At 50.6% G+C, this 23,503-nt stretch carries 22 protein-coding genes; 11 read left to right on the top strand and 11 right to left on the bottom strand.

Annotation, left to right across the window (positions count from 1 at the left end):
* Window positions 1-346: 346 nt before the first annotated feature.
* On the bottom strand, window positions 347-853 hold the full coding sequence (locus AC2215_RS09270) for a DUF4214 domain-containing protein (protein WP_486809696.1): 507 nt from the start codon (window positions 851-853) through the stop codon (window positions 347-349).
* A 366-nt stretch (window positions 854-1,219) separates the two neighbouring features.
* Here AC2215_RS09270 and AC2215_RS09265 point away from each other — a divergent pair, with 366 nt between their 5' ends.
* From AC2215_RS09265 to argJ, 5 genes are all read left to right on the top strand, one after another.
* Window positions 1,220-1,471: a hypothetical protein gene (locus AC2215_RS09265; protein WP_486809695.1), complete on the top strand. Its 252-nt coding sequence runs from the start codon at window positions 1,220-1,222 to the stop codon at window positions 1,469-1,471.
* Window positions 1,472-1,746: 275 nt separating this feature from the next.
* Window positions 1,747-3,318: a PhnE/PtxC family ABC transporter permease gene (locus tag AC2215_RS09260; RefSeq protein WP_486809694.1), complete on the top strand. Its 1,572-nt coding sequence runs from the start codon at window positions 1,747-1,749 to the stop codon at window positions 3,316-3,318.
* A gap of 51 nt (window positions 3,319-3,369) precedes the next feature.
* Window positions 3,370-3,798, top strand: a complete 429-nt coding sequence (locus AC2215_RS09255; RefSeq protein ID WP_486809693.1) for a hypothetical protein — start codon at window positions 3,370-3,372, stop codon at window positions 3,796-3,798.
* A gap of 335 nt (window positions 3,799-4,133) precedes the next feature.
* Window positions 4,134-6,389, top strand: coding sequence for a DUF5682 family protein (locus AC2215_RS09250; protein WP_486809692.1), 2,256 nt, complete (start codon window positions 4,134-4,136; stop codon window positions 6,387-6,389).
* 238 nt (window positions 6,390-6,627) lie between these two features.
* Entirely contained in the window at window positions 6,628-7,878 is a 1,251-nt protein-coding gene (argJ, locus tag AC2215_RS09245; protein ID WP_486809691.1) for a bifunctional ornithine acetyltransferase/N-acetylglutamate synthase, read from the top strand.
* 128 nt (window positions 7,879-8,006) lie between these two features.
* On the opposite strand, the gene AC2215_RS09240 is transcribed toward argJ, so the two are convergent.
* The 3 genes from AC2215_RS09240 to AC2215_RS09230 form a co-directional block, all read right to left on the bottom strand.
* Window positions 8,007-9,311: a homoserine dehydrogenase gene (locus AC2215_RS09240; RefSeq protein WP_486809690.1), complete on the bottom strand. Its 1,305-nt coding sequence runs from the start codon at window positions 9,309-9,311 to the stop codon at window positions 8,007-8,009.
* 164 nt (window positions 9,312-9,475) lie between these two features.
* A complete protein-coding gene (locus AC2215_RS09235; RefSeq protein ID WP_486809689.1) occupies window positions 9,476-10,291 on the bottom strand; it encodes an alpha/beta hydrolase in 816 nt (271 codons plus the stop codon).
* An 85-nt stretch (window positions 10,292-10,376) separates the two neighbouring features.
* The gene (locus AC2215_RS09230; RefSeq protein ID WP_486809688.1) at window positions 10,377-10,937 is read right to left on the bottom strand and encodes an NUDIX hydrolase; all 561 of its coding nucleotides are present in this window, start codon (window positions 10,935-10,937) and stop codon (window positions 10,377-10,379) included.
* Window positions 10,938-11,210: 273 nt separating this feature from the next.
* Here AC2215_RS09230 and AC2215_RS09225 point away from each other — a divergent pair, with 273 nt between their 5' ends.
* From AC2215_RS09225 to AC2215_RS09215, 3 genes are all read left to right on the top strand, one after another.
* On the top strand, window positions 11,211-11,750 hold the full coding sequence (locus tag AC2215_RS09225) for an O-acetyl-ADP-ribose deacetylase (RefSeq protein ID WP_486809687.1): 540 nt from the start codon (window positions 11,211-11,213) through the stop codon (window positions 11,748-11,750).
* 136 nt (window positions 11,751-11,886) lie between these two features.
* The gene (locus AC2215_RS09220; protein WP_486809686.1) at window positions 11,887-13,317 is read left to right on the top strand and encodes a DUF2157 domain-containing protein; all 1,431 of its coding nucleotides are present in this window, start codon (window positions 11,887-11,889) and stop codon (window positions 13,315-13,317) included.
* Window positions 13,314-13,958, top strand: a complete 645-nt coding sequence (locus AC2215_RS09215; RefSeq protein WP_486809685.1) for a GDYXXLXY domain-containing protein — start codon at window positions 13,314-13,316, stop codon at window positions 13,956-13,958. The genes AC2215_RS09220 and AC2215_RS09215 overlap by 4 nt, the downstream gene beginning before the upstream one ends.
* Before the next feature lie 23 nt (window positions 13,959-13,981).
* Here the strand turns inward: AC2215_RS09215 and AC2215_RS09210 are convergent, their stop codons facing one another.
* Window positions 13,982-15,376 (bottom strand): CRTAC1 family protein, encoded by a 1,395-nt coding sequence (locus AC2215_RS09210; RefSeq protein WP_486809684.1) that lies wholly within the window; start codon window positions 15,374-15,376, stop codon window positions 13,982-13,984.
* Window positions 15,377-15,909: 533 nt separating this feature from the next.
* Window positions 15,910-16,146: a DUF7219 family protein gene (locus AC2215_RS09205; RefSeq protein ID WP_486809683.1), complete on the bottom strand. Its 237-nt coding sequence runs from the start codon at window positions 16,144-16,146 to the stop codon at window positions 15,910-15,912.
* A 979-nt stretch (window positions 16,147-17,125) separates the two neighbouring features.
* Here AC2215_RS09205 and ntcA point away from each other — a divergent pair.
* On the top strand, window positions 17,126-17,797 hold the full coding sequence (ntcA, locus tag AC2215_RS09200) for a global nitrogen regulator NtcA (protein WP_486809682.1): 672 nt from the start codon (window positions 17,126-17,128) through the stop codon (window positions 17,795-17,797).
* Between the two features lie 151 nt (window positions 17,798-17,948).
* Window positions 17,949-19,466: a DUF3084 domain-containing protein gene (locus AC2215_RS09195; protein ID WP_486809681.1), complete on the top strand. Its 1,518-nt coding sequence runs from the start codon at window positions 17,949-17,951 to the stop codon at window positions 19,464-19,466.
* A 199-nt stretch (window positions 19,467-19,665) separates the two neighbouring features.
* On the opposite strand, the gene AC2215_RS09190 is transcribed toward AC2215_RS09195, so the two are convergent.
* The 4 genes from AC2215_RS09190 to psbE form a co-directional block, all read right to left on the bottom strand.
* Window positions 19,666-19,785, bottom strand: a complete 120-nt coding sequence (locus AC2215_RS09190; RefSeq protein ID WP_486809680.1) for a photosystem II reaction center protein J — start codon at window positions 19,783-19,785, stop codon at window positions 19,666-19,668.
* A 68-nt stretch (window positions 19,786-19,853) separates the two neighbouring features.
* Window positions 19,854-19,976, bottom strand: coding sequence for a photosystem II reaction center protein PsbL (gene psbL, locus AC2215_RS09185; RefSeq protein WP_486809679.1), 123 nt, complete (start codon window positions 19,974-19,976; stop codon window positions 19,854-19,856).
* 9 nt (window positions 19,977-19,985) lie between these two features.
* Window positions 19,986-20,120, bottom strand: a complete 135-nt coding sequence (gene psbF, locus AC2215_RS09180; protein ID WP_486809678.1) for a cytochrome b559 subunit beta — start codon at window positions 20,118-20,120, stop codon at window positions 19,986-19,988.
* Window positions 20,121-20,142: 22 nt separating this feature from the next.
* Window positions 20,143-20,391, bottom strand: coding sequence for a cytochrome b559 subunit alpha (psbE, locus tag AC2215_RS09175; RefSeq protein ID WP_486809677.1), 249 nt, complete (start codon window positions 20,389-20,391; stop codon window positions 20,143-20,145).
* Between the two features lie 651 nt (window positions 20,392-21,042).
* Between psbE and fabI the strand changes: the two genes are divergently transcribed.
* A complete protein-coding gene (gene fabI / locus AC2215_RS09170; protein WP_486809676.1) occupies window positions 21,043-21,819 on the top strand; it encodes an enoyl-ACP reductase FabI in 777 nt (258 codons plus the stop codon).
* 290 nt (window positions 21,820-22,109) lie between these two features.
* On the opposite strand, the gene ctpC is transcribed toward fabI, so the two are convergent.
* On the bottom strand, window positions 22,110-23,369 hold the full coding sequence (ctpC, locus tag AC2215_RS09165) for a carboxyl-terminal processing protease CtpC (RefSeq protein WP_486809675.1): 1,260 nt from the start codon (window positions 23,367-23,369) through the stop codon (window positions 22,110-22,112).
* Window positions 23,370-23,503: the final 134 nt, after the last annotated feature.

The following is a 23,503-nucleotide window of genomic DNA, read 5'->3' as shown; positions in this document are numbered from 1 at the left end:
CAGATTCTTGCCGGGTTCTGCCCTCGATTTGGATACACCGAGCCCGATGTCCAATGCGAATTGTGCATTGGGTGAAACTCAACTGATATTATTTTTAAGAATTTTTCGATTCGATCGCCATCGCACCCGAGGGCCGAGTTTACCAAGAATTTTCTGACTCGTAAACCCAGACCGACCCCCTTTCGGTCTCTCAAAGAGCGATCGTCTAGGATAAATCTGACCAGAAATTGCCCATCGATCTCGGATAAATAGAGGCAGCGTTGCGGTTTTTCTCGAGTCTTTTCACCTTCCCCCAGACCCTTTCTTTACCCTCAAGGCAAAGCAACGATCCAATTCGATCGAATCCTCAGCTTCGTCTGGCTGCAGCCTCTTCACTCGATTCGATTTCCCGGCGAATGTCAGCGAGGGTCGAACCCCGTGCGAGTTTTTGCGTCCAAGTTTCGAGACCGCTACTGTCGACATCCCGTCCGAGAACTTCCTGATAAATGCCATTGATATTGGCCTCGGCTTCGGGACTGTTAGCGATTTCCTGACGCACCCGAGATAGAGGCATCCCGTCTGCCAACTCGTCAGACCAATGGAGGAGAGCTTCCACATCGGCTTCGCGTCCGAGAACATCTCGGTAAATCCGATCGACATCGCCGTAATAATCAGAGGGTTGGCGCGGTTTTTCTTCATCGAGGTAGTTGCGCCAGTCAAATTCTCGATCGATTTCATCGTAGTAGCGCAACCAGTCCGTATCGAAGCACAACGTATATTCCTCGCTTTCATAACACCGTTCCCGAGCAAACCCAGGTACGGTCCAGCCGAAGGCGATTAGAAGGGTGGAAATAGCCAATTTCGAAAATTTCATTGGCAATCAGACGAACAGAGTGTGGAGTGAATGGAGAGGCAATCGTCGCGATTCGATGTCGATCTAAACCCTGAGAAAAGTATGGGAGGCTCGCTCGAAGTGGGCTAGATGTTTCACTACTACTAGTTTACAGATTGCTGGAAAAAGCGAGCGACTCAATTTTTCAGAGATTTCTGAGTCTTTGGTTAGCTCTTGTCGATCTCGCCCCAGTGGATCTCGTTAAAAACCCCCCTTTATAATCACTAGTGCATACATTAGCGAAAACATTGAGATTTTAAGATTGAATTCAGGTGAAAACACCGATGGTTGCGAGCGCACCACCTGATTTAACATTGACACATTACATAGATTTCTGAGAAACACGCCATGTCATTTCAAGATTCAGTTCCCTCCAAAGCTCATATGGATAGCATTATCCTAGAACTCTATGCTAGAACCATTTCCACGGGTTGTATTACACCAGCAGATTGGTTTTTGTTGACAAAAGCGATGTTTTCAGACAATTTGACGATCGAACAAGGTGACATGATTCGCCGGATTCTCTACGCGATTCGGCGACGGTTTATTAAACGAGTTCCTCTTCATACTGTTACTAACTATCGTTATTATGTGGCTTAATGGATGGGTTAATGGATAATGAATGCCACGTGTAACTTAAGTATCCAAAACCTTGCAACGAGGTAAAAGGGGAAGGGGAAAGGAGGAAGAGCGTCTGCGAAGCCGCCACATAGCTGAGGACGAAGTTGCATATGGCGTAATTCATAATTGACAATGGTGAGTTGTGACGCTCTTCCCCATTTTGCCAACTCACCCATACGTATATCGTTATGCGTTCGAGCAACGCGATTCCCCCTCGCCCTTCCGTTTTTAACGAGCGATCGCTCTGGTTCGTTATGTTTTGGGTTACGCTCATCTGGAGCGCCAGACAAACGGGAATCGGGGAAGGAGAATGGCTGAATTTGGGGGGATTGCCCCAGGTTCGAGAATGTTTGAGTGCCGCGTTGCATCCCAACCTCAGCCGCGATTTCCTTCGCCTTACCGCTGAGGCAACCTTCAAAACCCTCGCCTATGCCGTCTGCGGCACGACCTTTAGTTTAGGACTGGGCTGTGTCGGAGGAATTGTTTCCTCGGAAATTTGGTGGCGATCGCATCAGACTCGCGCTTCAACGGAAAACCCAAAGATTTGGCTAGCTATTCGCGCTATTCTCAGCATTCCCCGTGCCATCCACGAAATGGTGTGGGGACTATTTTTCGTCAATATTTTCGGACTCGATCCCATTGTCGGGATTCTTGCCATTGCCCTTCCCTTTGGGGCGATTACGGCGAAAGTGTTTGGAGATATTTTAGATGAAACCCCGCGCGAACCCCTCTATGCCCTTCTCAACGCCGGAGTGCCCCCCGCTAAAGCCTTTCTCTACACTCTAATTCCCCAGGCATTTCCCGGTTTGCTATCCTATGCCTTCTACCGCTTTGAATGTTCGATTCGATCGGCTGCCGTACTGGGAATTATTGGCGCGGGAGGGTTGGGTTACCAGCTCAATTTGAGCCTCAAATCCCTGCGCTACGAAGAGATGTGGACGCTGTTGGGGGCGCTGGTGTTGCTGTCGGGGATCGTGGATTTTTGGAGTGCGTCGGTGCGTCGCGGTATTGGCGCACCGAGTCGGTTGGATTTGAATGCGGGGAAGCCCAAAGGGCGATCGAATCCTGCCTCGAATTCCGTTCGTTCTTTGTGGAGCGTTTTGCTACTGGTTCCGGTTTCGTTTTGGGCAGTTGGGGCAGATTTTGGCAAGCTTTGGCAGCCGAGAACTTACGTGCTGTTGGGGGAGATTCTCCAAGGGGCTTTTCCCCCAGATTGGGCTGAATTTACCGCTTTGGTTCCCCTGTGCGCCCAGACGCTGGCAATGTCGGTGTTGGCGATGGTGGGGGCGGGATTGGGGGCTATATTACTGTCGTTTCCCGCTGCGATCGCACCGGAAGCGGGAGGCAGAAAATCGGCAATTCTTCTGCGGTTTCTTTTCCTCGCCACCCGCGCTGTCCCCCCACCAATTTGGGCGTTAATTTTACTTTACGTGCTGCTGCCGGGAATTTTGCCCGGTGCGATCGCCTTGGGGTTGTATAATTTCGGCATCCTGGGACGATTAATGGCAGAAGCGATCGAACATCTCGATCGACGACCGGCACAGGCGATCTCCGCCATGGGAGCAACGGACGCGCAAGTGTTTCTCTACGCCATTCTCCCAGCTACCCTTCCCGGCTTCCTCGCCTACATCCTCTATCGCTGGGAAGTCTGCATCCGCGCTACTGTCATTGTCGGGTTAGTCGGAGCGGGAGGATTGGGGCGCACCCTGGCAGAACAACTGAGCAGTTTCGATTATCCGGGAGTCGTGACGACGTTGCTGGGGTTTGCGGCATTGACGTTTGGAGTCGATTGGGTGAGCGGGAGGGTCAGGCGATCGTTACGATGAGAGTTCGGAATTCGAAATTGGGAGTTTGGATATTTTTAAATGTAATTTTTAATGATATTTACGAAGTTTCAGACAAAATATATAGAATGGGAACTCGATATTGAAGATGAATTAGATGCTGACGATGCGTTAGGAAAAATCGTTTTTCTTGGAAATGAAGGAAAGATAGAAGATGATTGTACGTATCTCGATTCTTTCTTTGAGGCTCTTGCTCTAGGATTTCCACAGATTGAAGTGGGGAAAACAATTGTCATCGATCCAATCGTAGAACCGAACGATATTATATTTGAATGCATGTCCGATCGGCTGAAAATCAGTTATGGCTCTCAAATTGCTATTGTTTTCAACTTAGTCGAGTTTTTAAATGATTGTCGAGAGGCAATAGAGAGATTTGTGGAGACGATCGACACTTTGACGCACCAAGCCAAACAGGAGAAGCGAAGACTTTTTTACCTACGTGAATATCTCGATCGAACATAGATTATATTTATAGCAGTTCGCGCACTTTATCGTTAAAAATTTTCAGTAACGGGAAAAGGGGAAAGACCTGTTTCATCGATCGCATCAATAAACTTCGGACGTTGCGCTATATGTATTGAAGGAGTAAGTAGGTGGGCGTTAAAATCTTTATCTATGTAACTAAATGTAAATAGCCCCAACTCCTCTCTCCAAGAGAAATAGGAGTTATTTTACAAATTGCAACATAACATAGCTTTTCAGTGCTTACCTACTTAACCGGTTGGTTCGAGGATTTATCCCGAAGAAGGCAAAGTACCCCGTCTCCACCTCTCCCCATCTCCCCCTCTCCCCATCCCATGTCCTCCATCCATCTGTTCGGTATTCGCCATCACGGCCCCGGTTGCGCCCGCAGTCTCCTTCAGGCATTGGAAACCTTGCAACCCGATCGCATTTTAATTGAAGGGCCCCCCGATGCCGATCGGATTTTGCCCCTGGCAGTACATCGGGATTTGCAGCCTCCGGTGGCGCTATTAGTGTATCGGCGCGATCGCCCCCAAGCTTCCGTATACTACCCCTTTGCGGAGTTCTCCCCAGAATGGCAGGCGATGCGCTACGGCTTGCAACACGATATTCCGGTGCAGTTTATGGATTTGCCCCAAACCCATCGGCTGGGGGTGGAATGGCCGCAGAGTCCTCTGGAGGGGATGGAACTCGACCCCTTGGGAGAACTGGCGGCGGCGGCGGGATACGAAGATGGAGAACGGTGGTGGGATGCGATGGTGGAACAACGCCGGGATAGCACCGATTTGTTTGCCGGGATTTTGGAAGCGATGACGGCATTGCGGGAGGAGTTGGTTGTCGAGGGGGGGCAAGATTCGCTTTCCCCGAAAGAGGCAGCGCGGGAAGCCTATATGCGGCAGAGGTTGCGGCAGGCGGCGCGGGAAGGCGAACGAATTGCCGTAGTGTGCGGTGCGTGGCACGTTCCGGCGTTAGTGCAGATGCCCCCAGCGGAAGACGATGCAGCGCTATTGGCTGATTTACCCACCCATCCAACCCAAGCCACCTGGGTTCCCTGGAGTTACGGACGACTGGCAGCGCGGCGCGGTTACAGCGCAGGAATCGAGTCACCGGGATGGTACCACCATTTGTGGGAAGCTTCGGGGGCTAAATCTTCTCACAATTCTCCCGTTTCCGATACTTCCCAAATTGCGATCGGGTGGCTGACGCGGGTGGCACGACTGCTGCGACAAGAAGATTTTGAAGCATCGTCGGCACAAACCATCGAAGCGGTAAGGTTAGCAGAGGCATTGGCTACGTTGCGCGATCGCCCCATGCCGGGATTGGCGGAACTTAACGAAGCCACTCAATCTGTGTTTTGTGGTGGTAGTGACGTGCCGATGCAACCGATCCGCGATCGCCTGATTATTAGCGATCGCCTCGGAAGCGTACCGTCGGAGATTCCCCAAGCACCGCTGATGGCGGATTTGCACCAACAGCAGAAGCAACTGCGCCTGAAACCGGAACCGACGCAGCGCCGCAAAACCTTCGATTTGCGCAAACCCACGGATCTCAAACGCAGTCATTTGTTACATCGATTGAATTTCCTGGAGGTTCCCTGGGGGAAATGCCAGCAAGCGCAGGGGTTGGGGACGTTTAAAGAGGGGTGGCAGTTGGAATGGAAGCCGGAATTTGCTACCAGGTTACTCGAAGCTTCCGGTTGGGGCAGTACGATCGCCGAGGCGGCAACCGATCGCGCGGCACAGCTGACGGCAAGGGCAACGGAACTAGCGGAACTGACGAAGTTACTCGATCGCCTCCTGCTGGCAAACCTCCCGGAGGCGATCGCCCAATTAACCGATAAATTGCAAGCAGAAGCCGCCCTCACCCGCGACGTATTGCATTTGATGGATGCCCTGCCGCCGTTGGTGCGAGTGCTGCGTTACGGCAACGTTCGGGAGTACGATCGCGATGCGGTGGGGGCGATCGTCGATGGATTGGTGGCGCGGATTTGTATCGGTTTGCCTGCCGCCTGCGCCCCCCTCAGCGATAAGGCGGCTGCGGGGGTTTATCCTCGATTGCGGCAGTTTGACGAGGCGATCGCATCTTTACCGAAATCTGGGAGAACTGACGATCGCCTCAAATCCTGGATGGCGGTGCTGATGAAGTTCGTCGGGGGGGAAGGGTTGCTGGCGGGATGCAGTTGTCGCCTGTTGCTCGATCGTCGCGTATTCGATGCCGACGAGGCAGTGCGGCGCATGGGACTTGCCCTCTCTCCTGCGAGCGATCCGGCGCGAGGTGCCGCTTGGATCGAGGGTTTTTTGGGGGATAGCGGTCTGTTTTTGATACATGACGATCGCCTGTTTGGTGTTATCGATCGTTGGGTGCGATCGCTCGATGACGATCGGTTTTTGGCGGTGGTTCCCCTGCTGCGGCGACAGTTTGCCACGTTTTCCCCCGCAGAACGCCGTCAAATTTGGCAGCGCGTTTGTCGGGGTTCGGTGATGCCGGAGATTGAGGTGGGGTTCGAGGGCGATCGGGCGGATGCGGTGTTGCCGTTGGTGGGGCAGTTGTTGGGGTTATCGGTCGGTGGAGATGGTAAGAAACTCCATTGAATTATCGACGAACCAGAACACCTGAGCGATCGCCCGAACCTGGAGAGTCTAGAAAAATTGCCCCTTGCTGGATGAGGTCGGCTCTCATTTCGTCAGAAATCCCGGTATTCGTTAAAAACTATTCCCTGTGAGCACCCCATTCCCCAGGGTTTTAGATCGTTCGCATTGGACATGAAGAGTCGTTGACAAGAGATAATCGACAATGAACAATTTTCAAGATAAGTAAGGACAAAATCAGGTGGTAAACTGGCAAGAAATTCCGGGTGGGGTCACAGCCCCTAGAGGCTTTAAAGCAGCGGGCATTACAGCGGGGTTGAAGCCCTCGGGTGCCAAAGACTTAGCATTAATCGTATCGGATAGTGAGGCGATCGCTGCTGGGGTATTTACCACCAGCCAAGTGCGGGCCGCCTGCGTGGACTACTGCCGAGAACGCTTGCAAGCCAAACCCCGCACCCGCGCCATTCTCTGTAATGCGGGTCAGGCCAATGCCGCTACCGGTTCCCAGGGTTGGGAAGATGCGATCGAATGCGCCGAGTTAACGGGCCAGGCGTTGGGCGTTTCCCCGGATTTAGTCTTGCTCGCCTCCACGGGAGTGATCGGACAGCGCATTAAGATGGATGCCATGCGCGGGGGAATTCCCAAAGTGGTGACGGCTGCATTGAACGATGGGGAAAATGGAGGAGACGACGCAGCAAACGCCATCGTCACGACCGATTTGGTCAGTAAATCCATTGCCATTGAAGCCCCGTTCGGCGATCGCACCATCCGCATAGGCGGCATTTCCAAGGGATCGGGGATGATTCACCCGAATATGGCGACGATGCTGGCTTTCGTGACCTGTGATGCGGCTGTTTCTTCCCAACTCTGGCAGGAAATGCTGACGCGGGCAACTCAGCGCAGTTTCAACCAAATTACCGTCGATGGCGATACTAGCACCAACGATACCCTAATTGCTCTCGCTAACGGTCAGTCTCGCACTACCGCCATTACGAAGATGGGACCCGATGCGAAGAGGCTAGAGGCGATGTTGACCTATGTGTGTCAGTATCTGGCAAAAGCGATCGCCCGGGATGGCGAAGGGGCGACTTGTCTGATTGAAGTAGAAGTGTCTGGCGCACCGGATGATGCGGCAGCCCGGCAGGTGGCAATTACCATTGCCGGATCTTCTCTAGTGAAATCGGCCGTTTTCGGTCGCGATCCCAACTGGGGACGGATTGCCGGGGCAGCCGGTCGGGCGGGAGTCAGTTTCGACCAAAACGAATTGCAGGTCAAATTAGGGGATTTCCTATTGCTGGAGAAAGGGCAACCCCAAGACTTCGATCGGGCCGCCGCCAGCGAATACCTCAAAGCCAAAGCTGCTGGGGAATACCTCAAAGACGATACGGTCTCGATCTCGGTGAAGATTGGTAGCGGCACTGGTACGGGAACTGCCTGGGGATGCGATTTGAGTTACGATTACGTGAAAATTAACGCCGAATATACCACTTGATTTGTGCGATGGAGTAGTCTCCCCATCACCCGGAGAGGGCGTTAGCGCTAGCCATGCGTGAGGGCTATAGCATTTGGATATATAAGGTGTCGTTCTAGCAATGAGATGTCGCCCAAATGCGCGCGCCCCTACAACACGCGCAACACGCTGGGAATATCGCTCACGGCATCCAGATTGCGAATTTCTGCGAGGGCTTCATTAAAGTTGCCTTCTCGGACGTGGTGGGTGACGAGGACAATTTCCGCCAGTTCCCCGCGCATCCCGATTTGCACCACCGATTCCAGGCTGACGCCGTGGTAGCCAAAACTCATCCCCAAATGCCCGATGACACTGGGGCGATCGTGGGTGAGAACCCGGGCGTAAAATCGACTCACGGAATCTTCCATTGGGGCGATCGCGCAGTAGTGCTGGTGAGAACAACTCAGCAGGGGATGGGGGATGGGTTCGGTTTCGGTTTTGAGGATAGCGGCAATGTTGAGGATATCGGAAACCACAGCACTGGCGGTTGCCCCAGCCCCCGCACCGGGCCCGAAGAACATCACCTGTCCTAGGGGTTCCCCTTCCACCAAAATGGCGTTGTAGACGTCGTTGACGTTGGCGAGGGGATGGGTTTTGGGAATCAGGGTGGGGTGGACTTTCACTTCCAGTTGCTGGGGTGTATCGCCCTCTGCGGGGGTATCTTCTTGGGCGATCGCCAGCAGTTTGATGGTAAAGTCGAGTTTCTCCGCGTAGGCGATATCGGCAGAACTGATGCGACGAATCCCTTCACAGTAAATGTCGTCGAGTTTGATACGTCCGCCAAAGGCAAGCGAGGCAAGAATGGCGATTTTATCGGCGGCATCCAATCCATCGACATCGGCGGTGGGATCGGCTTCGGCGTAACCCAGGCGTTGGGCATCGGCGAGCACGTCGGCAAAGTCCGCCCCTTCGGCTTCCATCCGGGTGAGGATGTAGTTGGTGGTGCCGTTAATGATGCCGGTGACTCGTTTGATACGGTTGACACCGAGGGCTTGCTTGAGAGGGCTGATGACGGGAATACCTCCCCCCACCGCCGCTTCGAGCATTACGTACACGCCTTTTTCGTTGGCGGCACAGAAGATTTCGTCTCCGTAGCGAGAAATCACAGCCTTGTTAGCAGTCACGACGTGCTTTCCAGATTCGATCGCCTTGAGGATTAGCGATCGAGCCGGTTCGAGTCCACCAATCAGTTCGACGATGATATCAATTTCGGGATCGGTGACGATCGCATCGAGATCGGTGCCGACCACTTCGGGGGGAAGTTCCACCGAACGGGGCTTATCGGGCGATCGCACCCCCACTCGCGTGATGGCTAATTCTTGGAGTAGGGGATGCCGCCCCGCAGCGTCTAGCAAAATTTGGGCAGTTCCCGTACCCACTGTGCCTAATCCCAGTAAACCGATCTTGAAACCCACAATAAGTAAACCTGCACCAACATAACGCGACTTCTTTTATATTCTAAAGGTTTCTTGACACTTGCGTTGAGTATTTATCTCTTTGTCTCAAAAAAATAGTGACCTAAAAAGTCAATTAATTTGGCTCTATATCGAAAATAATTCAATTTAAAGATTAAATCATTTCACGATATCTTTTGTATAAAATATTTCAGGGCTTTCCCATAGCGTTCCCCTGCGACTTCTCTTAAATCTTGGTGTCCGGCATCCAAAATCCACAGGCTTTGTTTGGGAGGTTTTGCCGCCTCAAAAAGTTGCTTGCCGTGCCAGAATGGAATCACTTCATCTGCCGTTCCGTGCATCACCAGAACCGGACAATCGACGCGCTTAATTTTTTCAAGATTGGCAAATTTATCGAACGGAAAAAGGGGAATGCGAGTTACCACCCGAAACGCCGTCACAAAAGAACTTTCCACCACTAACCCGGCCACCGCTTGGCGAGAGGCTAAATCGATCGCCGAACCGCCACCCACCGAACGACCGTAAACGATAATGCGATCGGGGGGAATCTCTAAAGTTTGAGTAAGATAGGCATAGGCCGCGTCAATATCTTCGTAGGCATTACGTTCTGAGGGTTGACCGTCGCTGGTTCCGTATCCTCGGTAATCGTAGGCAAACACCCCAAAGCCTAATTCGTTCAGATGAAGTAAAACTGGTAATATTTGCCCTAAATCTTCGTTATTTCCGTGAGCGTAAAGTATCGTATAGGTTGCAGAAGAATTAGGAAAGTACGTCGCTGAAATGCTTTCTCTATCTCGAGTCTCTAGTCTAATAATATTAGCGCTGTCTTGGTAAGTTGGTGTCGGGGGTAAAAAAATTAGGCGATCGGCCCCGAAAAACAGATAAACGCTAACGGAGGCATAAATAAATAAAATCGATCGAATGAGTCTTTGCCAAGAAAACTCCCCAATCAAGAGTTGCTTCCACTTTATTTTTGCCATGACTCTATCGTTTTTTAGTGACTGAGAAAAACTAGGATTTATCTTGATATCGTTACGATTTTCGCACCCTTTTAATCTTTTTCAGTCATTCAATCCGCTTAGAGCGAACCTCAAGAGCACTCAATCCTAAAAACAGAGCGGTCACCGTTCCGGAAACGCAAATCTCTCCGGATTTTATCTTGCTCTCTACCTCAGCAATCGGGACTAAAACCACTTCAATCTCTTCCGTGCGATCGAGCTGCTGTTTCTCCATCAACACCACATTCCGAGCCAGAAATAAATGAAGTTGATTGGTATCTTTCACGGGATTATCGTAAAACGTCGCCAGTTTTGTTAATCGATCGGCCACGTAACCCGTTTCTTCCGTCAGTTCCCGCGCCGCCGCAACTTCAGCATCTTCACGTGCCCGATCGAATCCCCCCGCCGGCAGTTCGAGTAATATCTCCCCAACGCCGTGTCGGTACTGACGCACGAACACAATTTCATCATTGCCCGTTACTGCTAAAACTAAGGCAATATCGGGTCGAACGTTCACGAAAAAATCATCGACGATCTCGCCATTGGGCAATTGCACTTCATCTCGTCGAACCTGGCACCAACGATGGGTTAAAACGGGTTGAGATTGTAAGAGTTGCCATTTTTTCATAAACCGAAATCGAGTCGCGTACTCTTTTGTTTTACTCTACGCGGATTCTCCCTAGTGCAGCGTGGCAGAAATAACTGACCAGCTCTCAACCACTGAAAGCGATGAAGCATAAGCATTTTTAATTTTGCGTGCATCGCGAGCGGTATCGGTTTGGGTCCCGTTCCACTTTTCAATACGCATTTTTAATGACCCGTAGCGGCATTAGCTTCCGATTCTCTCCGTTTAAAATGAGATCGACGGGTGGTGCGGGAACGTTCAAGATGAGGTCACGCGATGGAAGAGCGAATTCAAGTTATCCAAGGAGATATTACCCAACAACAGGTCGAGGCGATCGTCAACGCGGCGAACACTTCTCTCCTGGGAGGAGGTGGCGTTGATGGGGCCATTCACCGCGCAGCAGGGCCAAAGTTACTCGCCGAATGCCGTCAGTTGAACGGATGCGCCACGGGCGAAGCCAAAATTACCCAAGGGTATAACCTGTCGGCGAAATGGGTCATTCATACCGTCGGTCCGATTTGGAAAGGCAGTTTTTTGGGGCAAGAGGATTCCCGTCCCGAAGATGAGTTGCTGGCGCGATGTTACCGCAATTGCTTGGAATTTACCCACGAGTACCCGATCGCCACCCTGGCATTTCCAGCCATTAGTACGGGGGTCTATCGTTTTCCCAAACTGCGCGCGGCAAGAATTGCCGTTCGGGAAGTGCGACAGTTTCTGGTGGGAAATGGGGCGATCGAATCGATCGTGTTTGTTTGTTTTTCCGATGGCGATCGCGCGATTTACCAGAAAGTTCTGGAAGATTCCGATGCAGTTTAACCTTCAGCGACACCCCACACCAATACATATCAACAAAAACCTTCCAATCTGCCATCAACCCCTTTGACACCCTAAAATTTCAGAAGTATCGAACCCATCGAGACTCCATTGAGTCTCGGGTAACCCCCGCAAGACTATGGTTTCCGAAAAGTTTCGCCGCCAACTGCGTCAAGAAGCTCAAACTTGGCGAGATCGAGGAATCATCGATCCGCCGACCTATGCCAAACTCGCCGAATGCTATCAGTTTGCGGAAATTGAGAGTGCGGCACGCAACCGTTTTATTGCGATTTTAATGGCATTGGGGGGCATCTTGATGGGTTTGGGGGCGATCGCCTTTGCCACGGCGAATTGGGGAATTTGGCCGCGCGCCTATCGCTCAATTCTGCTGGTGAGTTTATTTGTTGGGGTCAATAGCACGGGATTTTATCTGTGGCGCACCCCCTCTTTACCCAAAGCCTATCGAAGTTTAGGTCAAGGATTGTTAATCCTTGGGGCGATCGTTTTAGGGGCAAATATGATGCTGATGTCCCAAATGTTCTACGAAAGTGGAAGAGTTTGGGAACTATTTCTAATGTGGGGTTTGGGAGTCTTGATGATGGCATTTAGCCTGCGCCTCACGTCTCTAGGAGTTCTGGCAATTCTCCTCATTGAAACGGGATATTGGCTGGGAGTATTTGGAGATAGAAGTTGGGAAACTTTAGCCTGGGTGGAATGGACCCTCGATCGGATGTCTTTGGTGGCGGCAGGTCTTTTTATTCCTCTGGCTTATTGGTGTCGTTCCCGTACGATTTTTGCCTTAGGGGCAGTGGCGATTACCGCCTCGCTAGTCGTGACCGTTTTAAGTTGGCAGGGCTGGTTTTTGGAAGTTGCATTCGTACTTCCACCCGCACTTTTATGGGGATATAGCGATAATATTTGGCGATTTTCTCTTCAAGCTCGCCCATCTAATTCTGTATCGTTACCAGAGCAATTTCAATCCACGAGTCGGAGTTTAGCGGTTTGGTTTTTAGCGCTTTTATTTTATAGCCTTTCGTTTAATCGATGGACTTATATCGATCGACTCGATTTACCCCCCCTACAGTGGCAACAAAACTTGCCGACATTCCTCGATATTGGTATTCTAAGTAGTATAGCAATGCTGGGGTGGATACAGTTTCGATTCCGTCCCAATGGCTGGAAATCTATCCCGATAAAAGCAGTTAATACTGGCTCGATCGCCTGTTTTTTAACGATTGCTGGGTGCGTCACTTATCGGCATCTCAGTGTCGAGCGAATGCCTACAGCGATCGCCCTCGTTTTTAACGTCATGCTGTTTGGTTTGGCGCTCGCTCTGATTTGGGATGGTGTGACTTTAGGAAGTCGCCGAACGTTTTGGGGAGGGCTACTGTTGTTGGTTCTGGGCATCGCGACCCGGATGATCGAATACAACACGGGATTAATCTTAAAATCTCTTGTCTTTGCATTGTGTGGTGTTGGTGTGACGATTGCCGGACTTTGGTTCGAGCGCAACGAGAAAAAACTTAAGCATCGATCGAAAATCGATCTGACTCGCGAGGAAACTTCATGAGTAACGATCTAGCCTCACCTGCGACCGAGAGTTCATCCACGCCTCAACCCAAAAAACGGTTGTCATCTTGGCGCTTGTGGGTTCCGTTGCTACTGCAATCGGTATTAGCAGTCTTGGTTCCCCTGCAAGATGTCTATACTTACGTCACGGGGAAATCCATCGTCCTGCAAACCACTGGGGGCAATTCCGCCAGTCCTATTGGGCGCGATCGTCGAGAACTCAGCTACGAAATTTCCCACCCGGAAACCTTAAGGCAATTACCCGGCAGCGAGCAGTTTTTCGATCGCCATTGGGGACAACGGAATTTTACTTTTTACATTACTCTCGAATCCCCGATCGTCCGCTATGCTAACTCGCCCATTCCCTGGCAACCGGTTGGGATTTCGGCAGTTCGTCCCCACAATTTAGCTCGCAATCAAATTGCCCTGCGAGGCCAAGTCAAAGGACGACGAATCCTATACGGTCTCGAAACCTATTATATGAGCGAGGAACGTCACCAACAGGTCGATCGTGATGCGATTCGGGTTCGGAATTTGGGCGACACTCCGGGAGGTTCTTTCGTGGTTGAAGTTAAAGTCGACGATCGCGGCCATGGAGTTCCGGTGAGTCTGTGGGTCGGCGATCGTCACTACCGCTTTTAAGATCGAGTTCGGTTAAATACAATTCAAATCATTTTTTTCGAGTCGGAACTGGGGTGAGGCACTTGAATAAGCTGATTGACCGTCGGATTGTCGATAGCAACTTTCTCGCCGCCGGGCCAATAAATTTCGAGGCGTTCGACCCGAGGATAGGTGCCTAAGCCAAAATGAGCGACGGGTTCCATCTGGCAGAGGTAGCCGCTACCGGCATCGATGGCGCGGATTTGTCGCCGTCCCCCGGCAATCAGGGTACAAACGGCTCCCCGTGCCGGTGCGCCGTAAACCGTTAAAGGTAGAACTCGCAGCCAATAATTGTTGTTGGGCGCACTGCGATACAAAGACAGGGGTTGGGCCCCCGACTCTCCATGGGAAATGAGGAGTTCGAGTTGACCGTCTCCGTCAAAATCCCCGACTGCTGCCCCCGTCCCAAGACCATCAGGTTCCCAGGCTTCTCCGACATCAAGTCGTCGCCAACTACCATCGCGCAAACCAAACAAACGGTTGGGTTCGCCAATATTATTGAAAAATAGCTCTTCCACTCCGTCGTTATCGAAGTCGGCGGCGATGACGGTGCGAATGCGGGACGGTCGGGCCATCTCTTCGGGGGCGACATTGCGGAAGTGGCCGGTTGCCCCTTGTAAAAATAGCCGATGGTGTCCTTCCCAGTTACCGTAAACTAAATCGAATTTCCCATCCCCATCAGCATCCAGGAACGCCACACCGCGTCCGTGTTCGCGAAGATCGCTCAATCCAGCCTCTCGAGCGGTTTCTTCGTAAGTGCCATCGCCGCGATTGCAAAATAAGAAATTCGGACCGTTCTCGTTGGCTGCGAAGATGTCCATGTGAGGGGTCACTAAAGGTAGGGAGACCAAACCCCGTCCACCAGCGATCGCGGCGAGTCCAGCATCGGGAGCGGCATCGATGAGCTTTTCGGCACCATTGGTCTTGTCGAGTTCGTACAAGCGCATGGGACCGCCGTAGTTGGCGATAAAAAAGCCGTAGCGACCGTTCCCAAACCGATCGACGCAGACGACGGAACGTCCGGCCGTTAGGTTGAGAACCGGGCGATATTCAGCCTGGGAACACAAATCGATCCACCCTCCATCTTGGTAACGAAAGAGGCGATCTCCAAATTGTTTTCGACCGGAGAACGTATCGGTATTAAGGATGTAAATTTCTTCGCCCCCGTCTCCATCAATATCTCCGGCTGCCACGCCAATGGCTTGTCTCCGGGGATCGGCTAAAGTGGGGTCGGCAATATTCACAAAGCCTTCGCCGTTCCATTTTAGTACCAGATTGGCACCACCAAAACCTGCAACGAATAGCTCGAATGCACCATCTCGATCGAGATCGGATACGGCAATGCCGTAGTTCAGTTGAGCGGGATTGTCCAGTAGCAAGTGACTGTAATTTCTAAACATGGCAGTGGGGGTTGCGATCGGACGACAGCTTATACCATTTTAGAGTTGTCGTTCTGCAACTGCTCGACCTAAAGCGTCAGCAGCAGTTGACCTGAAGAGACTCTTTACTCAGTCAATTTACGCTGAATAATTGACGTTCAATGTATATAGAAGCTCAAACCCGAATTTTACCGTTACTTCTTGCGACCCGTTCCCCACTTTCTACCCTTGCTGCTGGTTCGAGATCGTTCGAATGAGACGTCATTGAGTCAATTGATTGGCTGTCGTCGGATTGGCAATTGCGACAAACCTAGAAGTGGATCGCTCGCGTTTTAGGCGATTGAGTTACATCTCCTCCAAGTCATACGAGTCATATCCCTCGGACCCAGGGGAGCGATGATGCTCGAACAATGAGCTCATGTAATTTTTCCCATGCACGTCTTGCCTCTGAGGTGCTCAACACTCTTCCAAACCCGTGTGTGCTGGTCTACTCGCGATCGCGAGGAACAATCTCTCAATCGATTGGATTGACGCCACGATTTAGGGAAGTAAATCTATGAAGAGCGATCGCCGATCTTGAGTTGCTTTTTTGAGTGTTTGAGCTGTTTCCAGAGTGTTTTAATTTCTTGGTAGGCTGTATCGGGAGACAGTTTGCCATTGGTCTCTAAATTACAGATGTAGGTCACTTTCTGAGCAAATTCTTGCAAATTTGCATTAAAGACGACATGTTCGGGTGTAAAGTCTCCGTGATATCGACGGCGGGGATATAAAAACTCCGATCGATCTTCCATATATTTTCTCCTAAAAGTAGGTGCTTTCGAGATTTCAATGGTGGGAAGGCAAATCCTCCGATCTATTTCGATCGACCTATTCTTTTGGTTGTTTTGAATGTCTCCATTCTAACCATTACCTCACCCCGAACATGACATCTGTATCACTTTGATGCCTGAGGATTGGAGTTGCGTTCTGGTTTTTTCTGACGTACCGGTTCCCCTTTCGCTTGTCCTGCTTGACACGCGGCACCTCAAGTTCAATCTTTCACCAACGCCTCTTGTCTCCTAACTTTTCATGAATGAATGCGAGAGCTGCAGCCACCAGCATGGGAACAGCCCGATCGTACACCCGTCAGTTAACGTGCACTTAGGGGTGTGCGGGTTTAGAGTGTACTCATCGTCGGGGTCAACGGCCGCATTCCTCCTACCGGTGTATCTTTGATGAAGCGGGTAAGTAGGTAGGCACTGAAAAGCTGTGTTATGTTGCAATTTGTAAAACAACTCCTATTTCGCCTGGAGAGAGGAGTTGAGGCTATTTACATTTAGTTACATAGGTAAAGATTTTAACGCCCACCTACTTACTTTATGTCTTGGCAAGTCCCTTACATGGGTATACGCTCGCTTTCACGCAAGTCAATTCCTTTGTTCCGATCTCCCCCACCAACTAAATGTACAATTTAAATGGGTTTAAATAGGTGAGAGTCCATCTGCCTCCCGAACCGACCTAAATCCTTCATCACACCGAGCTAGAACGATATCCTGCGTCGATCGGGACCGATCGCTTTCAACATCGGGATAATATGGATGTTGATGCCATCGATAGAACCCACTTGAGAATATTGGGTTGTCAATTGCCCCAAATGAATCTTGTATGGGGAATTTTGAAGTATCCTATGTTAAAGTGCGTCAGATATTTCTGACGGTCGATCGCCATGTAAGACAGGCTTAGCTCGACGGGCCAAAAAGCATCCACAATATATCGCAGAGGGAGAAAAAGATGGTTGTAATACCAGATAGACCGCTTGCAGCCATGTTTTGTCAGATGGGTACCGGAGTGTTTCCACCTGTCGTAGAAACTTTCGATCGGGGTAAGACTATCTTTTTTCCCGGAGATCCGGCCGAGCGAGTTTATTTCTTATTAAAAGGAGCCGTAAAACTCTCCCGTGTTTACGAAGCGGGGGAAGAAATTACCGTGGCGCTGTTGCGAGAAAATAGCGTTTTCGGGGTTTTGTCTTTGATCACCGGTCATCGTTCCGATCGGTTCTACCATGCGGTAGCATTTACTCCCGTAGAGCTGTTATCGGTTCCCATCGAACAGGTCGAAAAAGCCCTCAAAGAAGACCCCGATCTGTCGATGCTGATGTTGCAGGGCTTGTCTTCGCGCATTCTGCAAACAGAAATGATGATCGAAACCTTGGCCCATCGGGATATGGGATCGCGGTTGGTGAGTTTTTTGTTAATTTTGTGTCGAGATTTTGGCGTTCCCAGTGCCGATGGCATTACCATCGATCTTAAGCTTTCCCATCAGGCGATCGCCGAAGCCATTGGTTCGACTCGCGTTACTGTCACCCGATTGCTCGGAGATTTGCGCCAAGAAAAAATGATTTCGATTCACAAAAAGAAGATTACCGTTCACAACCCCGTCGATCTCAGTCAGCAATTTACATAGCACTTGAAATCGTTCGATGTCATCCCCAAGTGGATCGTCCGTTGCATTTTCGAGTTTTAACCCGGTCGGATTGCCAAGATTCGGAAATCCGACCGCGCGGAATGCCCGAGCAATGGCACAATAAGCGTAGTTCTTATGGCAAGTGATATTAATGACCACCGGGTATATCCTGATTGTGGCCGTTTTGGTACTGGGGGGGGCGCTCGCCACTGCAGGGGATCGAATCGGCACGAAAGTGGGCAAAGCGCGGTTGAGTTTGTTCAAGCTGCGACCTCGCAAAACGGCGACTCTGATCACCGTTCTCACGGGCAGTGTAGTCGCCGCCTCGACATTGGGAATTTTACTGGCTGCGGATAAGCAACTGCGAACGGGGATTTTCGAACTAGAGGAACTCCAAGAAGATTTAGTCAAAGCACGCAAGGATCTCGATCGCACTCAAGCTCAGAAAACCCAGGTGCAGCAAGAACTGGCTACCGCCCAAACTGAGGCCAAGCAGCGCTTGGATGCGATTAACGAGTCTCTGGCTGCCGTATCGACCAAACAAGAACAAACCCAGGAGCAACTCGACCTCACTCAAGAGGAATTGGAAGGCGTGGAAACGCAACTGAGTCAAAAAGACGACCAACTCGCCCAAACAGAAGCCCAATTGAGTCAAAAAGACGACCAACTCACGCAAACAGAAGCCCAATTGAGTCAAAAAGACGACCAACTCAGTCAAATCTTGGCTCAGGAGGAAAGACTGCGCTCGGCAATCGATAACTTACAAAGAGAGCGCCAAGCTGAGGAAGAAAGACTGCGCTCGGCGATTGAAAATCTGCAAGGGGAGCGCCAACAGCTCGTGCGACGTAACGAAGAACAAGTCCAGACTCAAAAGCAGCAGCTCGCGGAAATCGCCGAACAAGAAAAGCAATTGAGCGAGCAGGAAAAAATATTGGTCGAGCGCGAAGGCTTGCTCGAAGACTTGGGAGATCGGCAACTCCTGCTCCAAGAACAAGTGAGCGTTTTGGAAAATAACTTTCGCTTGTTGCGAGAGCGTCGCGTGGCGATCGGCCGCGGACAGGTTTTAGCGTCGGGTGTGGTGCGAGTCGCGCGCGCTCATGCCACTCAGAGAAATGTCGATCGGGCGATCGGACAGATTTTGGGGGAAGCCAATCACGTCGCTACTCAGCTCACTCGTCCTGGTACCACTCAGGAAGAACTGATTATTCAGCCACTGCCCTTGGAATTAGAGGCATTGATGGAAGAAATCCAAAGCGGGGAAGAATATGTGGTGCGGGTTCTTTCTGCAGGAAACTACATCCTGGGGGAAAATGAAGTCGATGTTACGATCTCGATCGCGCGGAATCAGTTGGTGTTTGACGAGGGAGAGGCGATCGCAGAAGTGTCTCTCGATACTGCGACGATGAGCGACGATGAAGTCCTCGAACGCATCGAGGTGTTACTCGAAGCTTCTAAATTGCGAGCCGTCCAGGAAGGTATTCTCGCCGAGCGCATTCAAGTGGCTGACGGTCGTCCTGAAAGTGCGATCGATTTTATTAAAGCCCTTCAAGAACAGCAAACTCCGATCGAGGTTCAGGCGATCGCAACGGAACTGACCTATACAGCCGGTCCTCTCAATCTTAAATTGGTTGCCATTCAAAATGGCGAGGTGATTTTGGAAACCAGTTAGGGAATCCGGGTAGAATACACAAAAGCTACCTTTCTCAATCGAACAGGCAGCTTCTGGAGGATAGAATCTAAGCTCGGTTAAATACTTACGCTGAAAAAGTACTCTCATAATAAATACTGCTATATGAGAGATCTTTCTCTTGACAAGCGATTATACGAACTGAAGAGAGTTTTAAGTCTATTTTGCGTATCGAACTTGCTTACAGAGCAGAACCGACACCCATATAGGAACCGTAAAAGAATAAAAACAAGATGCCAACAGCACCTAATCCGGCGATCGTACCAACAATCCACAGAGGGATTTTGCCACCTTCGGACATATTTAAAAGACCTCCAACAACGGACAAAAGTAATTTAGACTGACTTAACTTGAATTTTTTAAACTCAGTTAGTTAAAGAAGTAGCTGGAAAATAAGATACCCAGCACAAAAATCAGCAGAAGACCCAGGTAAAGCGAAGTACGGTTAAGCTCAACGGGTTGTCTGTTTGGGTTGGGACTACGAGTCGGCATGGCGCTCTCCTAGCGTTGAATAAATTGCATGGCGGCGATCGCGCCCAAGAAGAAGATGGTGGGAACGGCTAAAGTATGTACCGAGAGCCATCTAACGGTAAAAATAGGATAAGAAACGGGTTCGTTGGATGTAGGACCAGTCATTGTTTAAAAACTCCTGTGGTGGTTATTTACCCATAAATTCTTCAATTTGCCCGGTCCCTTCAAAGCGATCGGTGACGATGGGCAATTCCAAGCGATCTTGAGTGTAGTACTCGTCCGGTCGGGGAGTACCAAACACATCATAAGCCAAACCGGTACTGACGAACAGCCAACCGGAAATGAATAGCATGGGAATGGTTAGGGCGTGAATCAGCCAATACCGAATGCTAGTAACAATGTCTGAAAACGGACGTTCTCCGGTCGTACCCGACATAAAAAGTTCTCCTATGGAAACAGTTTGAGATTCTAAAATCTATGCATATGATACAAAAAATGAGGGATCTTAATCAAGCTAAATTTTCGGATATTTTTTGAAACCTTTGAGCTGGAGTGCCTACCACTCGATCGAGAAATTTTTGGGAGATTCTCGCTTCTGGCATCTTTTGAAACCCGAGCTTCCCCGAGCTCAAAAATCTAGCTCGATTTTCCTGCAATTACCCTGGCAAACGCGATCTAGAAACCTTCGCCACCTGGGGCAAACCGCAGACGCTCGCGACCTTCAATTGAGTTGGGGGCAAGATAAAAGCGACGTTCGATGTTCTCTAAACGAGAATTTAGCGGAAAAGATGGGTCAGATTTGAGGACAATCTCAAAGCCATTCGAATAGGAAACCGATCGAGTATTCGGCGCTCTTACCTGTAGAGGCTTTGACCTCACAGAACGGAATCAGTTTGGACCCAAAAAAGGACTCTCTGTTTTGCCCGAATGTTTTTCAATGTCGAGCTTTTCTGAGAATCTTTCAAAATTTGTTACAAAAGATACTGTACCGCGATTGTAGATTTTTTGCCAAAAAAGCGGCGAAACGATCCGATAATGATATTCGGACAATACGCACGCCGATCGTCGCTCGAAACGATAAACCCTTATGCTAGACTTGACTGGAAAAAAAGCCCTGGTCACCGGAATTGCCAACAACCGCTCCATTGCGTGGGGCATTGCTCAGCAGTTGCACAAAGCCGGAGCCACCCTGGGTGTGACCTACTTACCCGACGATCGCGGTCGCGCCCAGAAGAAAGTTACTGATTTGAGTGCCCCCCTCAATCCGGAGTTGGTGTTGCCGTGCAACGTGCAAAATGAAGCACAGCTCCAGTCTACCTTCGATGCGATCGCCGAAAAATGGGGTCAATTCGATATCCTCATCCACTGTTTAGCCTTTGCGGGGAAAGACGAACTCAGTGGCGATTTCAGCCAAACCTCGAAATCGGGTTTTGCCCAAGCTTTAGAAATCAGTGCCTATTCCCTCATCCAAATGAGTGCCGCAGCCAAACCGCTGATGTCGGAAGGGGGAAGTATCCTCACCCTCAGCTACCTCGGTGGCGTGCGAGTCGTCCCCAACTACAACGTGATGGGGATTGCCAAAGCGGCACTCGAAATGAACGTCCGCTATCTGGCTGCGGAATTGGGATCGCAGAACGTGCGCGTCAACGGGATTTCTGCCGGTCCGATCCGAACGTTGGCTTCTTCAGCAGTGGGTGGAATTTTGGATATGATCCATCACGTCGAAGAAACCGCTCCTTTGAAACGAACGGTGACACAGCTTGAAGTGGGTAATGCGGCGACGTTCCTGTGCAGCGATCTCGCCAGTGGGATTACCGGACAGGTGTTGTATGTCGATTCAGGTTACTCGATTATGGGAATGTAGGATCGCAGATGGGGTGATGGGGAGACAAGGAGGACAAGGGAGACAAAGGAGAGGGGTAATGTCGCAACTAACCCATTGTCAATGGTCCATTCATTCCTCCTGAAGCCTCCGAACTCCCATTGCCCCTAAAGCTCCCGTTGCTTAGCAACACCACGACAACTGTATGTATTGCTAGATCCCGAACGGAGGCTAAAAAGAATCGTTCCCAGAGAGACTGAGAACGAGGAATTTAGGGGCGATCTCCCGATCGATAATTTTGAATAGAGGCAACGACTCGTGGAGTCGGGTGGTTATTGGGCTGCCACCTGCTGGTTTAAAATTTCCAAAGCTTTTGCGTACTGCGGATCTTGCAGGGTTCCGATCAGAGTCCGATCGAGCCGCAGTTCTTCCCGTTGTTCCTCCGTTAGCTCGATGGCAACATCGGGGCTAATCCCTTCTTCGTTGATATCCCGACCGCTAGGAGTCAAATACTTGGCAATGGTCACGGCAAGTCCCGAGCCATCTCCCAAGCCCCGCACGGATTGAACTAACCCTTTACCAAAGGTTTGAGTTCCCACGAGGGTGGCGCGACCGTTGTCTTGCAAAGCCCCCGAGAGAATCTCGCTCGCACTGGCAGAACCACCATCCACCAGAACCACGAGGGGTTTGTCGGTGAGAGCGCCGCCGTCAGCTTGCTGGAGGTCGATCGAGCCTTGACGGTTCACGGTCGAGACGATCGAACCTTCATCAAACCACATCCGCGCGATTTCAACACTGGCATAGAGTAGCCCACCGGGGTTGGAACGTAAATCGAGAACGTAGCCGACGACATTTTGATTTTCGAGGTCTTCGATAGCTTCCTGCATTTCCTCAGCGGCATTGGCGCTGAAGTTGGTCAGGCGGATGTAACCGATGCCCCCGTCTTGGTTTTGATAGCTGTAGCGAACGGGGTGCAGTTCGATCCGAGCGCGGGTGATGGGGAATTCGAGGGTTTCGCTCTCGTTACGTAAAATCGTCAGGGTAACGGAGGTTCCCACTCGTCCGCGAATCAAGTTTACCGCTTCGTTAATGGTCATCCCTTCGGTGGTCTGACCGTCGATGGCCGTAATGACATCCTTGGCTTTAATTCCCGCGGCAAAAGCCGGAGTATCTTCGATGGGGGCCACCACCATCAGTTTGTTGGTTTCTTCATCCTGAGCCAGTTGAATTCCCACCCCCGTCAGTTCGCCGGAAGTATCGATTTGCATATTCTCGAACTCTTCCGGGTCCATGAAGCGGGTGTAGGGATCTTCGAGTTGCTCTAACATCTCCCGGATGGCAGTGTAGGCTTCCTCTTGATCCGTGTAGGGACGACCGAGATACTCTTCGCGAGTGGCTCGCCAATCGACGTGGTTGAAGGTGGCATCGACGTAGTTCTTGTCGATAATTTGCCAAACTTCATCCACTAACTCTTTAGGGCTATCTTGAAAAAAGGCTTGACCTTTTAAATGAAGACCCGCACCTACGATAGTCACCGTGCTGAGCATCACCACGGTTGCGCCTACAACTAGCCCACGAGTTGTCATTGCCATCTGCCTACTACGAATATTGGGAGTTTTTTTCATATTAAGTTATGCCCACTTTAACACAAGCAACTATGGAAGGTCGATCGCTTATTTACCTATGCGATCGCCTCTGGGAATTCTCCGGAAATCTTGTTAAAGCC

This window comes from Zarconia sp. (genome assembly GCF_057467645.1).
This window is presented reverse-complemented; position numbering and strand designations above follow the sequence as displayed.